Annotated in this window: 16 protein-coding genes; all 16 read right to left on the bottom strand. The window is 63.8% G+C overall.

The features are described from left to right. Positions 1-65: 65 nt before the first annotated feature. A complete protein-coding gene (locus QYS36_RS12350) occupies positions 66-2,189 on the bottom strand; it encodes a TonB-dependent siderophore receptor (protein ID WP_308839747.1) in 2,124 nt (707 codons plus the stop codon). Between the two features lie 149 nt (positions 2,190-2,338). After that, positions 2,339-3,016, bottom strand: a complete 678-nt coding sequence (locus QYS36_RS12345; RefSeq protein ID WP_308839746.1) for a type 1 glutamine amidotransferase domain-containing protein — start codon at positions 3,014-3,016, stop codon at positions 2,339-2,341. Positions 3,017-3,224: 208 nt separating this feature from the next. Beyond that, positions 3,225-4,697 (bottom strand): ribosome biogenesis GTPase Der, encoded by a 1,473-nt coding sequence (der, locus tag QYS36_RS12340; RefSeq protein ID WP_308839745.1) that lies wholly within the window; start codon positions 4,695-4,697, stop codon positions 3,225-3,227. Between the two features lie 116 nt (positions 4,698-4,813). After that, positions 4,814-5,965: an outer membrane protein assembly factor BamB gene (bamB, locus tag QYS36_RS12335; protein WP_308839744.1), complete on the bottom strand. Its 1,152-nt coding sequence runs from the start codon at positions 5,963-5,965 to the stop codon at positions 4,814-4,816. Further along, positions 5,958-6,596, bottom strand: a complete 639-nt coding sequence (locus tag QYS36_RS12330) for a tetratricopeptide repeat protein (protein WP_308839779.1) — start codon at positions 6,594-6,596, stop codon at positions 5,958-5,960. The genes bamB and QYS36_RS12330 overlap by 8 nt, the downstream gene beginning before the upstream one ends. A 33-nt stretch (positions 6,597-6,629) precedes the next feature. Beyond that, entirely contained in the window at positions 6,630-7,919 is a 1,290-nt protein-coding gene (gene hisS, locus QYS36_RS12325) for a histidine--tRNA ligase (RefSeq protein WP_308839743.1), read from the bottom strand. A gap of 20 nt (positions 7,920-7,939) precedes the next feature. After that, on the bottom strand, positions 7,940-9,052 hold the full coding sequence (gene ispG / locus QYS36_RS12320) for a flavodoxin-dependent (E)-4-hydroxy-3-methylbut-2-enyl-diphosphate synthase (protein ID WP_308839742.1): 1,113 nt from the start codon (positions 9,050-9,052) through the stop codon (positions 7,940-7,942). 1 nt (position 9,053) lies between these two features. Beyond that, positions 9,054-10,070 carry a RodZ domain-containing protein gene (locus tag QYS36_RS12315; protein WP_308839741.1) on the bottom strand — a complete coding sequence of 339 codons (1,017 nt, stop codon included), beginning with the start codon at positions 10,068-10,070 and terminating at the stop codon, positions 9,054-9,056. Next, entirely contained in the window at positions 10,067-10,831 is a 765-nt protein-coding gene (gene pilW / locus QYS36_RS12310) for a type IV pilus biogenesis/stability protein PilW (protein ID WP_308839740.1), read from the bottom strand. The genes QYS36_RS12315 and pilW overlap by 4 nt, the downstream gene beginning before the upstream one ends. Positions 10,832-10,841: 10 nt before the next feature. Beyond that, complete coding sequence (gene rlmN, locus QYS36_RS12305; protein WP_308839739.1) at positions 10,842-11,990, bottom strand: 23S rRNA (adenine(2503)-C(2))-methyltransferase RlmN; 1,149 nt, start codon at positions 11,988-11,990, stop codon at positions 10,842-10,844. Positions 11,991-12,015: 25 nt separating this feature from the next. After that, positions 12,016-12,447 carry a nucleoside-diphosphate kinase gene (gene ndk / locus QYS36_RS12300; RefSeq protein WP_111460553.1) on the bottom strand — a complete coding sequence of 144 codons (432 nt, stop codon included), beginning with the start codon at positions 12,445-12,447 and terminating at the stop codon, positions 12,016-12,018. A 139-nt stretch (positions 12,448-12,586) separates the two neighbouring features. Next, the gene (gene iscX / locus QYS36_RS12295) at positions 12,587-12,787 is read right to left on the bottom strand and encodes a Fe-S cluster assembly protein IscX (protein ID WP_013792386.1); all 201 of its coding nucleotides are present in this window, start codon (positions 12,785-12,787) and stop codon (positions 12,587-12,589) included. 15 nt (positions 12,788-12,802) lie between these two features. Then, positions 12,803-13,144 (bottom strand): ISC system 2Fe-2S type ferredoxin, encoded by a 342-nt coding sequence (fdx, locus tag QYS36_RS12290; protein WP_308839738.1) that lies wholly within the window; start codon positions 13,142-13,144, stop codon positions 12,803-12,805. Positions 13,145-13,147: 3 nt separating this feature from the next. Continuing rightward, positions 13,148-15,013, bottom strand: a complete 1,866-nt coding sequence (gene hscA, locus QYS36_RS12285) for a Fe-S protein assembly chaperone HscA (protein WP_308839737.1) — start codon at positions 15,011-15,013, stop codon at positions 13,148-13,150. 54 nt (positions 15,014-15,067) lie between these two features. Further along, positions 15,068-15,595 (bottom strand): co-chaperone HscB, encoded by a 528-nt coding sequence (gene hscB, locus QYS36_RS12280; RefSeq protein WP_308839736.1) that lies wholly within the window; start codon positions 15,593-15,595, stop codon positions 15,068-15,070. Continuing rightward, positions 15,595-15,918 (bottom strand): iron-sulfur cluster assembly protein IscA, encoded by a 324-nt coding sequence (iscA, locus tag QYS36_RS12275; RefSeq protein ID WP_308839735.1) that lies wholly within the window; start codon positions 15,916-15,918, stop codon positions 15,595-15,597. The genes hscB and iscA overlap by 1 nt, the downstream gene beginning before the upstream one ends. Between the last annotated feature and the right edge of the window lie 5 nt (positions 15,919-15,923).

The raw sequence follows: 15,923 nt of genomic DNA, 5'->3' as shown, positions 1-15,923 counted from the left end.
TTAGCTGCCAAAATCGACGAATCTGACCTGAAAGATCATGAACAGGTTCTGAGCGCCACGGGTGATCAGAAGGTGTAGGTGAAGCCGGTCTGCACGGTGCGTGGCTCGCCCGGGTAGGCGTAGTTGTTCCACGAGCTTTCTTCGTAGCCCTTGTTGAACACGTTGCGCACGTCCAGGTTGAGGCGCAGCTGCTCGTTGACCTTGTAGAAGCTCAGCAGGTCGGTGACGGTGTAGTCGTCCATGGTGAAGGTGTTCGCGGCGGTCTGCCCGGCACGCTGGTCCACGTACTTGAGGTTGGCGCCCAGGCCCAGGCCACGCCAGAAGCCATCGCGGAACTCGTAGACGCTAAGCAGGTTGAAGGCGTTGCGCGGGATATTGGCCAGGTGGGTGCCTTTGGGCAGCGTGCTGTCCCGCGTGACCTCGGCATCCACATAGGCGTAGCCGCCGATCACCCGCCATTCAGGTGTCAGTTCGCCCGCCACGTTGACCTCGAAACCACGGCTGCGCACTTCTCCCGCGGCAATGCGGAAGTTGGGATCGACCGGGTCGGGGGTTTGCACGTTTTCCTTGATGGTGTGGAATACCGCGGTATCGATATTCAGCAAACCATCCAGCGCCGCCCACTTCATACCCAGCTCGTAGGCCTTGCCTTCTTCCGGGTCGAAGCCGCCACCCAGGCGCGCCGCGCCGGAGTTGGGCTTGAAGGATTTGGAAGCGTTGGCGTAGACGGCGACGCTGTCGGTCAGGTCATAGATGACGCCCACACGCGGGGTCACGGCGTTGTCGGCCTTTTGCCAGTCTGCGTTGTTTACCCGCAAGTCATCGTATTGATGCTCGAAGCGCTCCAGGCGCACGCCGCCCAGCACCTTGAGGCGCTCGGTCAGCGCGATCTGGTCCTGCACGAAGGCGGCCCAGGTCTTCAGGGTTTCATGGTCATGGGTCGGCGTGCGGGTCAGCGCTGGGCGCGGCTGGCCAAGCACCGGATCGAAGATATTCACCGGATAATCCGTGAGCCCACCCGGCGAGCGGCTGATGATCGAGCGGTAGTCGTAATCCTCGTACTCCACGCCGGTGATCAGGGTGTGGGCCAGGCCCGCCGTCTCGAAGTGGCCGGTCAGGTTCAGCTGGTAGTTGTGGTCGGTCCATTCCAGCTTGCGGTAGCTGAAGTTACGGCCCAGTGTCACACCATCGGCAGCGATGCCGTTGGCCTCGACCGCATTACCCTTGAGGGAACCGTCCAGGTACTGATAACCACCGGCCAGCGACCAGTCGTCATTGAGCTGGTGCTCGAAACGCAACTGCACCATGTCGTTGTCGTTGTGCAGCTTGTTGTCGGTGCCCTTCTCCCAGTAATAAGTCGAATGGCTGGGCGTGCCGCGCTGCCCGGGGAAGTGCGTGAGGCCACGGTCGAGCGGGTGGTTGTTACGCATGAAATCACCCTCGAGGGTGATGCGCGTGGCGTCGGTCACCTGCCAGCTGAGCACCGGGGCGATGCCATAGCGCTCGCTCTCCACATCGTCACGGAAGCTGTCGCCGCCCTCGCCCACCACGTTCAGGCGATAGGCCAGGCGGCCTTCTTCGTCCAGCGGGCCGCTGGTGTCCAGCGTGCCACGGCGCAGGCCCTGGTCGGTGAACTGGCTGCCGACGGTGGTGCGCTGCTCGTCCAGCGGCTGCTTGGTGACCACGTTGAAGGTACCGCCGGGGTCGCCACGGCCATACAGGGTGGCCGCAGGGCCGCGCAGCACTTCCACGCGTTCCAGGGTGTTGGCATCCGGCGAGTTGGGATAACCGCGGTTGATCGGGAAGCCGTTGCGATAGAACTCGGCGGAGGTGAAGCCGCGCACCGTGAAGTTGGTCAGCCCCTGGCCGCCAAAGTTGTTGGCGCGGCCAACGCCGCCGGCCTGGTCCAGCGCCTGCTGCAGGCGGGTGGCGGAGATGTCGTCGATCACGTCGCGCGGTACCACGCTGACCGACTGGGGCGTTTCGTGCAGGGCGGTATCGGTGCGCGTGGCGCTGGCCGAGCGAGTCGCCGCGTAGCCCTGAACCGGGCCGGTGGCGCTCTCTGCAGAGCCGGTGACGACGGAGTCGGGCAGCTCCAGCGTGCCGTCATCCGGCACGGTCAGCGAAGCGGCATGAACGCCGACGGAACACAGCGACAACAGGCAGATGGAAGCACGACGCCAACGCATGGGAGGTAATCCTCAGGGAGAAGGGCCGCGATTCTAATCCAGCTGAGACTGACTCACAATTGCATTAGATAATCACCCTTACCTCGAGGCGTCGCCGCATCAGCAAGGGCGGCATCGCCCGTCGTGGTGGCGATGCCGCCGCTTACCGATTACTTGAGCTGCGCCAGCAAGGCCTCGGCGGCGGCTTCGGAACTGGCCGGGTTCTGGCCGGTGACCAGCTTGCCATCCTCGATCACGAACGAGCCCCAGTCCTCACCCTTCTCATACTGGCCGCCGAGCTTCTGGAACTCGTCCTCGATCAGAAACGGCACCACGTCGGTGAGCTGCACGCCGGCCTCTTCGCTGTTGCTGAAACCGGTGACCCGACGGCCCTTGATCAGCGGGCTGCCGTCGGCCGCCTTGACGTGGCGCAGCGCACCCGGCGCATGGCAAACGAAACCAATCGGCTTGCCGGCACGCTCGAAGGCTTCGATCAGGGCGATCGACTCGGGCGACTCGGCCAGGTCCCACAGTGGGCCGTGGCCGCCTGGGTAGAACACGGTGTCGAAGTCCTGCTGGTTCACCGAGGCGAGCTTGACGGTGCTGGCCAACTGGCGCTGCGCTTCGGCATCGGCCTTGAAGCGGCGGGTGGCATCGGTCTGCGCATCCGCTGCGTCGCTTTTCGGGTCCAGCGGCGGCTGGCCGCCAGCCGGGGACGCCAGGGTGATCGTGGCGCCGGCATCCTTGAACACGTAGTAAGGCGCGGCGAACTCTTCGAGCCAGAAGCCGGTCTTCGCACCGGTGTTGCCGAGCTGGTCGTGGGAGGTGAGTACCATCAGTACGTTCATCGTGAATTCCTTACCTGTGGCGATGGGGTTCTGGGTTAGTGGTCTGAAACGGCAGAGAGTGCCCGCGCTTTTTTCGTTCACCCCAGGTAGCGGCAACCAAGAAATGGATGCCGGTCAACCTGAACCGCGCAAGAGCGCCAAAATGAAAAAAGGGGCAGCTACGCCTGTAGCTACCCCTCCTTTACCAACGGCTGAATACCGCCAGCTGTCAGCGCTTGTCCTTGCGCTTCTTCTCGGCCTTCTTGTGGTGGCTCATCAGGCGGCGTTTCTTGTTCACCTGGCGGTCGGTCAGGGTGTTCTTGTTGCCCTCGTAGGGGTTCTCGCCACCCTTGTACTCGATACGGATCGGCGTACCGACCAGCTTGAGCACGCGCCGGTAGGTGTTTTCCAGGTAACGGGAATAGGCGCGCGGCACGGCGTCGACCTGGTTACCGTGGATCACGATCAGCGGCGGGTTGGCACCACCGAGGTGGGCATAGCGCAGCTTGATGCGGCGACCGTTGACCAGCGGCGGCTGGTGCTCCTGCACGGCGTCCTCGAGGATCTGCGTCAGGCGGCTGGTCGGCCAGCGGGTGATCGCCGACTTGAACGAGGCCTGCACCGACTTGTACAGATGGCCAACGCCGGTGCCGTGCAGCGCCGAGATGAAGTGGATATCGGCGAAGTCGACGAAGAACAGCCGGCGTTGCAGCTCGGTCTTCACGTAATCGCGCTCGCTGGGCTCCATGCCGTCCCATTTGTTCAGTGCGATGACCAGCGCGCGGCCGCTCTCGAGCACGAAGCCGAGCAGGTTGAGGTCGTGGTCGACCACCCCTTCGCGGGCGTCCATGACGAACACCACCACGTTGGCGTCCTGGATGGCCTGCAGGGTCTTGACCACCGAGAACTTTTCCACCGCTTCGAAGATCTTGCCGCGGCGGCGCACGCCGGCGGTGTCGATCAGCGTGTACTTCTCGTCGTCACGCTCGAAGGGGATGTAGATGCTGTCGCGGGTGGTGCCGGCCTGATCGTAGACGATGACCCGATCCTCACCGAGCATGCGGTTGACCAGGGTCGACTTGCCGACGTTGGGGCGGCCGATGATGGCCAGCTTGATGCCGTCCTTCTCGCTCGGGCCGGGAATGCGCTTGGCTTCCTCGCCCTCGGCGACTTCCTCGGCCTCCTCGCCCTCTTCCGGCTCGCCGGCATCCTTGGGAAAGCTGCCCAGGGCGGCTTCGAGCATCTGGGTGATGCCACGGCCATGGGCGCCGGCGATCGGCAGGGCCTCGCCCATGCCCAGCGGCGAGAACTCGGCGCGGGCCAGGTCCGGGTCGAGGTTGTCGACCTTGTTGACCACCAGGAAGCTGCGCTTGTTGCGCTTGCGCAGGTGCTCGCCAATCATCTGGTCGGAGGCGGACAACCCGGCACGGGCGTCGACCAGGAACAGCACGGCGTCGGCTTCCTCGATGGCCTGCAGGGACTGCTCGGCCATCTTCGCGTCGATGCCTTCCTCGTCACCGGAGATACCGCCGGTGTCGATCACGATATAGGTGCGCCCCTGCCACTTGGCCTCGCCGTACTGGCGGTCGCGGGTCAGCCCGGAAAGATCCCCGACGATCGCGTCGCGGGTGCGGGTCAGGCGGTTGAACAAGGTGGATTTGCCGACGTTCGGCCGGCCCACCAGGGCAATTACGGGAACCATTCGGCTCTCCACTTCGTTATTTCAAAAAATACAAAAGCCGCTGCACAGGCAGCGGCCGCAAATCACGCACTATCCGCCTCGCTTGCCCGGCACGGCCAGGCAAGCGAAGCCGGGGCTCACTTGATGGTCAGCGCCACCAGTTTGCCGCCGTTGCCAAAGGCATACAGCCAGTCGCCGACCACCAGCGGACGGGCGCGCAGCCCGTCGCTGTCGATACGGGTACGGCCGACGAAGCGACCGTCGACCTGGCTGATCAGGTGCAGGTAGCCTTCCAGGTCGCCGAAGGCGACGTAGCTGGAGAACACCGCGGGCGACGACAGCTGGCGGCGTGCCAGGGCATCGTTGGTCCACAGTGCCGACGCGGAACGCTCGTCGATGCTTTCCACGGTGCCGCTGGCCAGGGTCACGTAAACGTTACCGAACCCCTGGGCCACGCCCATGGAGCTGGACGCTTCGCGTTGCCAGATCACCCGGCCGCTCTGCAGGTCCAGTGCCGCAACTCGGCCCTGGTAGCTGACCACGTACAGCTGGCCACCGGAGAGCAGCAGGCCGCCGTCGATATCGACGATGCGGTCGAGCTCGGAACGGCCCTGGGGAATGGCCACGCGCTGCTCCCAGACCGGGATGCCGCGCTGCGCGTCGAGGGCGATGACCTTGCCGCTGGACAGGCCGGCGATGGCCAACTGGTTGGTCAGCAGCGGGCTGCCGGTACCGCGCAGGGTCAGTACCGCCGGGGTGTTCTCGAAGATCCAGCGTTGCTGACCGCTGTAGGCATCCAGCGCGACGAGGGTGTCGTCCTGGGTCTGCACCAGCACGGTGTCGCTGCTGATCGCCGGTGGGGAGAGCACTTCGCTCGGCACACGGGCGCGCCATTTCTCTTCACCGCTGGCCGAATCCAGGGCGATCACCTCACCCTTGAGGGTGCCGACCACGATCATCCCGTAGCCAGCCGCCACGGCGCCGGAAACCGGAACCTCGAGCTCCTGCTTCCAGGCGACCTTGCCGGTGGTACGGTCCATGGCCACGACCAGGCCTTCGACGTCGGCGGCGAAGATCTGCTCGCCATCGACCACGGGCTCGAGCATGTTGTAGATGTCGCCCTGACCGTTACCGATCGAGCGGCTCCACTCTTTCTGCAGCTTCACTTCCTCGGTGAACTTGGGAAGCTCGGCAGGCGGCAGTTCTTTCTTGCTGTTGCTGCTGCAACCCACGGCCAGGACGGCCAGGGCCAACAGTGCGGCATTCTTCCAACGCATCACGTCATGCATCCCCTTTGGCCAGGTCGTCGATCTTCAGTTGCAGACCACCGACGGCAGCTTCTTCAGCCAGCGCGCCCTTGGCTTTCACATAGGCAGCGTGCGCGTCGTCGGTACGCCCCAGCTTCACCAGCAGGTCACCGCGAAGCTCTTCACGGCTGGCCAGGAAGGCCTGGTCGGCGTCGCCGTCGAGCAGCTTGAGCGCTTCGTCGGCCTTGTCCTGAGCGGCCAGCACACGGGCCAGACGCTGACGAGCGAGCTCGCCCAGGGTGTCGTTGGCCGGCTTGTCGACCACGCTGCGCAACTCGCTCGCCGCGTCGTCCAGCTTGCCGGACTCGACCGCCACCTTGGCCACGAACAGGCTGCCGTACTGGGCGTACTGGGTGCCACCGAAATCCTTCTTCAGCTCGCCAGCGAGCGCGGCCACCTTGGCGGCGTCCGGCTGGCCGCTCGGGGTCATGGCCGATTCCAGCAGCTGCTGATAGATCACCGATGCGCCCTGCGCCTGGTTGGTCTGGTACTTCTGCCAAGCCTGCCAGCCGAATACCGCGATCAGCGCCAGGGCGCCGCCCGCCAGCAGCGGCTTGCCGTTACGATCCCACCAGTCCTTCAGGCCGGCCAGTTCATCATCATCGCTGTTCAACGCCACCCCAATACTCCTTAATCGCTAAATCGCTCAAGCCTGCTGGGTGCAGGATGCCAGGTGGTCGGCAAGATCCGACCAGGCAATGCTTTGTTGTTCGCTGTCGTCGCGCAAAGGTTTGCAACCTACCACGCGCTTGGCCAGTTCGTCCTCACCGAGAATCAGAGCATACAGCGCTCCGCTCTTGTCGGCCTTCTTGAACTGGCTTTTGAAGCTGCCCCCGCCGGCATTGACCAGCAGGCGCAGCCCCGGAACCTGGTTACGGACGTCTTCGGCCAGGGCCAGTGCAGCCAGCTCGGCAGCCTCACCGAATGCACAGATGAAGGCATCGGCCGGGCGACGCAACTCGGTGGGCACGCACTGCAGGGTTTCCAGCAGCAGCACCAGGCGCTCGACGCCCATGGCAAAGCCCACACCCGGCGTCGGCTTGCCGCCAAACTGGGTGATCAGGCCGTCGTAACGGCCCCCGGCGCACACGGTACCTTGAGAACCGAGCTTGTCGGTCACCCACTCGAACACGGTGCGGCCGTAGTAATCGAGGCCACGCACCAGCTTCGGGTTGATCTCGTATTTGATACCGACGGCATCCAGCCGCGCCTTGAGGCCCTCGAAGTGCGCGCGGGACTCGTCGTCCAGGTAGTCATGCAGGGTCGGTGCGTCGGCGAGCAGCGCCTGGGTCTGGGCATTCTTGCTGTCGAGAATGCGCAGCGGGTTGGTGGTCAGGCGGCGCTGGCTGTCTTCGTCGAGCTGATCGAAGCGCTCGCGCAGATAGGCCACCAGGGCGTCGCGGTACACACCGCGGGCTTCGCTGGAACCCAGGCTGTTGAGCTGCAGGGTCACCGCATCGGCCAGGCCCAGTTGCTTCCACAGGCGCCAGGTCAGGGTGATCAGCTCGGCGTCGATGTCCGGCCCGGGCAGGTTGAACACTTCCACACCGATCTGGTGGAACTGGCGATAACGGCCCTTCTGCGGCTTTTCGTAGCGGAACATCGGGCCCGCGTACCAGAGTTTCTGCACCTGCCCGCCACCGGTAAGGCCATGCTCGAGCACCGCGCGCACGCAACCGGCAGTGCCCTCGGGGCGCAGGGTCAGGGACTCGTTGTTGCGGTCGAGAAAGGTGTACATCTCCTTGTCGACCACGTCGGTGCCCTCGCCGATGCCACGGGCGAACAGGTCGGTGAACTCGAGGATCGGCAGGCGGATTTCCTGATAGCCGTAGCTATCCAGCAAGGTTGCCAGGGTGGTTTCCAGATAGCGCCAGGCCGGGGTCTGCTGCGGCAGGATATCGTTCATGCCACGAATGGCTTGCAGGGACTTGCTCAATTGTTTTCCTTAAGCACGGATCAGCCGCGCACGATCACGGCCGCATCGGCGGCGACCTTCTCGGCCGCCTTTTCGCGGATCAGCTTTTCCAGCTCATCCACCAGGTTGGTATTGGTCAGCTTGGAGGCCGGCTTGCCGTCGATGTACACCAGGTTGTTCGGGCTGCCGCCAGTCAGGCCGATATGCGCTTCCTTGGCTTCACCGGGGCCGTTGACCACACAGCCGATCACCGCCACATCCAGCGGCACCAGCAGGTCTTCCACGCGGGTTTCCAGCTCGTTCATGGTCTTGACCACGTCGAAGTTCTGCCGTGAGCAGCTCGGGCAGGCGATGAAGTTGATGCCCCGCGAACGCAGGCGCAGCGACTTGAGGATATCGAAACCGACCTTGATTTCTTCCACCGGATCGGCGGCCAGGGAAATGCGAATGGTGTCGCCGATGCCGTCGGCGAGCAGCATGCCCAGGCCCACGGAAGACTTCACGGTACCGGAGCGCAGGCCGCCGGCTTCGGTGATGCCCAGGTGCAGCGGCTGGTCGATCTGCTTGGCCAGCAGGCGATAGGCCTCGACGGCCATGAACACGTCGGAGGCCTTCACACTGACCTTGAAGTCGGGGAAGTTCAGGCGGTCGAGGTGCTCGACATGGCGCAGCGCGGACTCGACCAGCGCCTCGGGCGTCGGCTCGCCGTATTTCTTCTGCAGGTCCTTTTCCAGGGAGCCGGCGTTGACGCCGATGCGAATCGGGATGCCCTTGTCGCGCGCGGCCTCGACCACCGCCTTGACGCGATCTTCACGGCCAATGTTGCCCGGGTTGATGCGCAGGCAGTCGACGCCCAGCTCGGCCACCCGCAGGGCGATCTGGTAATCGAAGTGGATGTCGGCCACCAGCGGCAGGTTGACCTGCTGCTTGATGCGGCCGAAGGCTTCGGCGGCGTCCATATCCGGCACCGAGACGCGCACGATATCGGCGCCCGCCGCTTCGAGGCGACGGATCTGCTCGACGGTGGCGGCAACATCATTGGTGTCGGTGTTGGTCATGCTCTGCACGGCGATGGGGGCATCGCCGCCGACCGGAACCGAGCCTACCCAGATCTTGCGAGAGAGACGACGTTTGATCGGTGATTCACCATGCATATTACTGCCCACCCAACTTCAAGCGTGCGGTTTCACCGGAGATATGCGGCGTCACGTCGACCGCGGCACCGTTATAGGTCACCTGAGCGCCGCGGGCAAAGCCCAGGCGCAGCTCCATGGGGGCCTTCCCACGGGCATCAAGACTGTCACCGGCGCGCTTCAGCCCGCTGGCGATGACCTTGCCGCTGGCGTCGGTCACCTGAACCCAGCAATCGGCAGTGAATTTCAAACTCACCAGGCCTTCGCCAGCGGCAACCGGAGCCTGCGGCTGGGCAGCCGTGCCAGCCGGGGCCTGGGCGCTCGGTGCCGCCGGCGCCGCAGGGGCAGCCGGCTCAGTTGGGGCAGCGGGTGCTTGCTGCGCTGGCGCGGCCTGCTCGGCTGGCGGGTTCTGTTCCAGCAGTTCGGTGGCGGTGGCCGGCGGCGTTTCGCTCGGGGCCTCTCCCTGCTCGGCCGGTACGCCTGGCAACGGCAGCTCGGTGCCCTGGCCCTGCGCCGCAGCGACGGCCTGATCTTCCGGCTCGTCAAGCGGATGAATTTGGGTGCTGCCATCGGCGCCTTCGACCTCGACATGACCCAGGCCGACGCTCTTCAGGTCATCGATCTGCCAGCCCTGTTCCTGCCACCAATAGAAGCAGGCACCGCCCACGCCGAGCAGCAGCAGGAAGCTGACCAGGCGCAGGATGCTCTGTGAATAACGGGTTGGCTCCTCGATCCGGCCCAGCGCGTGCACGCTGGCCCCGGTGGCGTTGCTGCCGGTGAACTGATCGAAATCGGCCACCAGCGGCGCCTGCTCCAGCCCCAGCAATTTCGCGTAGGCGCGGATGTAACCCCGGGAGAAGGTGTTGCCCGGCAGTTTCTCGAACTCGCCAGCCTCCAGCTGGCTCAGGCGCATCGGGGTGAGGTTGAGCTGGGTGGCGACTTCCGCCACCGACCAGCCTCGGCTCTCACGCGCTGCACGCAGGGCTTCTCCAGGATTGACGCGATGAGCTGCTGCAACTTCGGGTTGGGCCGCTTTCATCTTTGCTCCGACAGATATTGCTGATATTCCGGCGTACCGGGATAAAGACGTTTCAGCTGCAGGCCGAGGCTGGCAGCGCGGTCACGATCCTCGAAGATCGTGGCCAGGCGCGCGCCCAGCAACAAGCTGCGGGCGTTCTGCTCGGAAATGGCGCTGAAACTCTCGTAATAGCTGCGCGCCGGCACGTACTCGCGATCTTCGAAGGAGAGATTGGCCATCTCCAGCAAGGCACGCGGCTGGCGGCTGTTGAGGCGCAACGAGCGCTCGAAATAGGTTTTCGCCTGCTCGCGCTGGTTGAGCATCATGGCGGTCATGCCCATGTTCTCGAACACCCGGGCGCGCTCGGGGTAGAGGCTGTCTTCGGCGGCCAGGCTGTAGCGCTCCATGGCTTCCTTGTAGCGCTTCTGCTCGAACAGGAAACCGCCGTAGTTGTTCAGCAGCCGTGCATCCCTGGGGTTCTTGGACAGCGACTTGCGAAAATGTTCATCGGCCAGCTTGGGCTCCATCTCGCGCTGGAACACCAGCGCCAGAACGGCATGCGCATCGGGAGCCGAGGAGTCGATGTCCAGTGCGTTCTTCAGCGGCACCTTGGCCGGGCCGGTTTCGCCCTGCTGCAAATAGCCAATGCCCAACTGCACGAACGAGTCATACGCCTTCTTGCGGCCCTCGGACGTTTTCATCGGGTCGACATCGCCGGTGGAAACACAGGCGGTGAGCAGGCTGGCAGTCAGCAGAAACAGCAGGGAACGCAGCGCGGTCATGGAGATCCTCTCAGTTACGGCTGGCGGTGGAGCGCGGGGCATCCGAGTCGCCATTGAGCTGGCGTACGGCGATATAGCGCTCACTGCGACGGGTACGATCCATGACCTGACCAACCAATTGCCCACAGGCAGCGTCGATATCTTCACCACGAGTGGTGCGCACCGTGACGTTATGTCCGGCTTTTTGCAACAGTTCCTGGAAACGCCGAATGGCATTGTTGCTCGGCCGCTCGTAGCCGGAGTGCGGGAACGGGTTGAACGGAATCAGGTTGATCTTGCAGGGGATGTCCGCCAGCAGGGCAACCATCTGCTCGGCGTGCTCGAGTTTATCGTTGACGTCCTTGAGCAAGGTGTACTCGATTGTCAGCACACGTTTCTCGCCGAGGCCGGAAACGTAACGCTTGCACGCCGCGAGCAGCATCTCCAGCGGGTACTTCTTGTTGATCGGCACCAGTTGGCTACGCAGTTCGTCGTTCGGCGCGTGCAGTGACAGCGCCAGGGACACGTCGATCACTTCACCGAGCTTGTCGATCATCGGCACCACGCCGGAGGTCGACAGCGTGACCTTGCGCTTGGAAATGCCGTAGCCGAGGTCGTCCATCATGATCTTCATGGCGGCGACGACGTTGTCGAAGTTCAGCAGCGGCTCGCCCATGCCCATCATCACCACGTTGGTGACGGCGCGGTCGATCGTCGCCGGCACGCTGCCGAACGATTTGCAGGCGATCCACACCTGGCCGATGATCTCGGCCGCGGTGAGGTCGCTGTTGAAACCTTGCTTGCCCGTGGAGCAGAAGCTGCAGTCCAGGGCACAGCCGGCTTGCGAGGAAACGCACAGGGTGCCACGCCCACCTTGGGGGATGTACACGGTTTCCACGCAGCTGCCCGACGCCACGCGCACTACCCACTTGCGCGTGCCATCGGAAGAAATGTCTTCGCTGACCACTTCGGGCCCGCGAATGTAGGCAGCGGCCTCGAGCTTCTCGCGCAAGGCCTTGCCGACGTTGGTCATGGCGGCGAAATCATCGACGCCGAAGTGGTGAATCCACTTCATGACCTGACCGGCACGAAAGCGCTTTTCTCCGAGCTTCTCGAAGAACTGCTCCATTTCCGGCTGGGTCAGGCCCAGCAGGTTGATTTTGCCATTCGTGTCGGTCATGAACGTCACCTTCGCACGCGTCGCCTTAGCGAATGCGAGCGTTGATCTCAGTAGCGGAGAAGAAGTAAGCGATTTCGCGAGCAGCGGAAGCTTCGGAGTCGGAACCGTGAACGGCGTTCTCGTCGATGGAAACCGCGAAGTCAGCACGGATGGTGCCGGCAGCCGCTTCTTTCGGGTTGGTAGCGCCCATCAGCTCACGGTTCTTGGCGATGGCGTTTTCGCCTTCCAGCACCTGAACGATAACCGGACCGGAGGTCATGAAAGCAACCAGATCCTTGAAGAAGCCGCGCTCGCTGTGCTCGGCGTAGAAGCCGGCCGCTTCGCGCTCGGACAGCTGCAGCTGCTTGGAAGCAACGACGCGCAGGCCGGCTTCTTCGAAGCGAGTGGTGATCTTGCCGATAACGTTTTTAGCAACGGCATCCGGCTTGATGATGGAGAAGGTACGTTGAACAGCCATGTGAAACTCCAGAAACGGTGGATTAAAGCCAAAAATTAAACCCGCGAATTATACGCGGGTTCCAGTCAAAAGCATAAGAGCGATGCCCCAAGGTGGCACCTGCTCGGCATAAAAGACCGGCCATGAACCGGCCCCAGGATCACTGGGCTTCTTCGATCCAGGCCGCCTGAATGGCTTCGAGAACCTTTTCGCCGCCGCGCTGCGGGTCGTCGGAAAATTCCGGCAGCTCGACCACCCAGCGATGCAGCTGGACGAAGTTGACATAACGGGGGTCGACATCCGGCTTGCTGTCGGCGAGCTGGATGGCGATTTCGAGCACATCAACCCATTTCAGGCTCATGTCGTGGTTTCCTGATCAGTGCGGCGCTTCGGCAGCGTGATTGAGCGAATACTTGGGTATCTCGACGGTGAGGTCCTGCTCGCCGACTATGGCCTGACAGGCCAGGCGCGATTGCGCTTCCAGCCCCCAGGCCTTGTCCAGGTAATCCTCTTCGAGCTCGTCCGCCTCGTTCAGCGAATCGAAACCCTTGCGCACGATGCAATGGCAGGTGGTACAGGCACACACGCCGCCACAGGCGCTTTCCATCTCGATACGGTGCTCGTGGGCCAGCTCCAGAATCGAGGTACCGGAGGGTGCCTCGACCACTAGCCCTTCAGGGCAGAATTTCTCGTGGGGCAGAAAAGTTACCACGGGCATCGGTTATTCCTCGATCTCATTCAGGCTGCGCCCGGCCAGCGCGGCTTTAACCGTCGAATCCATGCGCCGGGCGGCAAAGGCATCGGTCACCTGCGACAGACGCTTGGTCTGCTGCTCGATGGCCAGGCCATCGGTGCCGGTCAACAAATCACGTAATTCCTGCATCTGCAGCTCGATGACCATGCGCTCTTCGGCGTCCAGCAAACGGTCGCCATCGACCTGCAGCGCACCGTCGACCGCCTCGAGCAGGCGCTGGGCATCGACCTGCTGCTCGCGCAACACGCGCGCTGCCTTGTCGCCACCGGCATGCTGGAAGGAGTCCTGCAGCATGCGCGCCACCTCGCCGTCGGTGAGGCCATAGGAGGGCTTGACCTGGATACTGGCTTCGACGCCCGAGGCGAGCTCGCGGGCACTGACGCTGAGCAGGCCGTCAGCATCCACCTGGAAGGTCACGCGGATCTTCGCGGCACCGGCCACCATCGGCGGGATGCCGCGCAGCTCGAAGCGCGCCAGGGAGCGACAGTCGCTGATCAGCTCGCGCTCGCCCTGCAGCACGTGAATCATCATGGCGCTCTGGCCATCTTTATAGGTGGTGAATTCCTGGGCGCGCGCCACCGGAATGGTGGTGTTGCGCGGAATCACCTTTTCCATCAACCCGCCCATGGTTTCCAGCCCCAGGGACAGCGGGATGACGTCCAGCAAGAGCAATTCTTCGCCGTCGGCGCGGCGGTTGCCGGCCAGGGCATCGGCCTGGATCGCCGCACCGATGGCGACCACCTGATCCGGGTCGATATCGGTCAATGGCTGGCGACCGAACAGCTCGCCGACCGCCTCGCGCACGCGCGGCACCCGGGTCGAACCACCGACCATGACCACTGCACCAACGTCCTCGACCTCGATACCGGCGTCGCGCACCGCGCGGCGGCAGGCTTTCAGGCTGCGCGCCACCATGGGTTCGATCAGCGCCTGGAACTCGGCACGGGACAACACACCCTGCCACTGCTCATGCACGACTTCGACGCTGTCAGCAGCGGTCAGCGCTTCCTTGGCGGAACAGGCCGTCTGCAACAGGCTGCGCTGGGCGCCGGGCTCGATATCGGCAGACAGACCCGCCTGCTCGACGATCCAGCCGGCGATGGCATGGTCGAAGTCGTCGCCACCCAGGGCGCTGTCGCCACCAGTGGCCAGCACTTCGAACACGCCACCGGTCAGGCGCAGGATGGAAATATCGAAGGTACCGCCGCCCAGGTCATAGATCGCCACCACGCCTTCGGCCTTCTGGTCGAGACCATAGGCCACTGCAGCGGCAGTCGGCTCGTTGAGCAGGCGCAGCACGTTCAGGCCGGCCAGGCGCGCGGCGTCCTTGGTGGCCTGGCGCTGGGAGTCGTCGAAATAAGCCGGCACGGTGATGACCGCACCGACCAGTTCGCCACCCAGGGTCGCTTCGGCGCGCTGGCGCAATACCTTGAGGATATCGGCGGACACCTCCACGGGGCTTTTCAGGCCCTGCACGGTATCGATGAACGGCATGTGCGACTCGCCCGCCACGAAGCGGTAAGGCAGTTGCTCACCCAATTGCTTCACATCGGCGAGGCCACGGCCCATCAGGCGCTTGACCGACAGGATGCTGTTGAAGGGATCACTGGCGGCCTGGAGACGGGCGGCCTCGCCGACTTCGACGCGATCGGCATGGTAGCGCACGGCCGAAGGCAGGATCAGGCGCCCGTTGCCGTCCGGCAGCGGCTCGCTGACGCCGCTGCGCACGGCAGCGACCAGGGAATTGGTGGTGCCCAGGTCGATCCCGACCGCCAGACGACGCTGGTGCGGTTGAGGGCTCTGGCCGGGCTCAGCAATCTGCAATAAAGCCATAGGTAGTCAGTGCTTATTTGAGTATCAGGCACGGCCACGGCAGCCGTACGAGCATTAATCGTCGAGGCGCTCTTCGAGCTGGCGCACCTCGTGGGAAAGCTTGTCGAGAAACTGCATGCGGCGCATCAGGCGTTCGGCCTCTTCTCGGCGCGCATCGTCCTCCCAAGCTTCGGCGAAGCGTTCGTTCAGCGCCTGCTGGGCCACTTTCAGGCGCCCCTTGAAGGCCGCCACACCCGCCAGATCGGCGTCGTCCTGCAGGTCTTCGAGCTCTTCGCGCCACTGCATCTGCTGCATCAGGAAGTCAGGATCCTGCACGGTGACTTCCAGTGGCAACTCGGGGCCACGCATCGCCAGCAGGTAACGCGCGCGCTGCGAATCGCTCTTCAGCGTGCGGTAAGCCTCGTTGAGGCTTGCCGAACGCTCGAGTGCCACGCGCTGTTCACGCTCGGAGGCATCGGCGAAACGATCCGGGTGCACGCTGCGCGCCAGTTCGCGATAACGGACGGCCAACTGTTCGAGATCCAGACGAAAACTCGGCTGCAACTCGAACAGGGCGAAGTGACAAGGGCCTGAATGCTTCATCAGATGTTGAAGCTTTCGCCGCAGCCGCACTCGCCGCGCACGTTCGGGTTGTTGAACTTGAAGCCTTCGTTCAACCCCTCGCGCACGAAATCGAGCTCGGTGCCGTCAAGGTAGACCAGGCTCTTGGGATCGATGATCACCTTGACGCCATGGCTCTCGAACACCTGGTCTTCGCTGGCGGTTTCGTCGACGAACTCCAACACGTAGGCCAGACCGGAGCAGCCGGTGGTGCGGACGCCCAGGCGGATGCCCTCACCCTTTCCGCGCCCATCAAGGGAACGCTGGATATGCTGAGCGGCAGCCTGAGTCATGCTGATAGCCATCGACA

Source organism: Pseudomonas sp. G34 (assembly GCF_031119625.1).
Lineage (GTDB): Bacteria > Pseudomonadota > Gammaproteobacteria > Pseudomonadales > Pseudomonadaceae > Aquipseudomonas.
The sequence above is the reverse complement of the archived record's forward strand: the minus strand, read 5'-3'. Positions and strand labels throughout refer to the sequence as shown.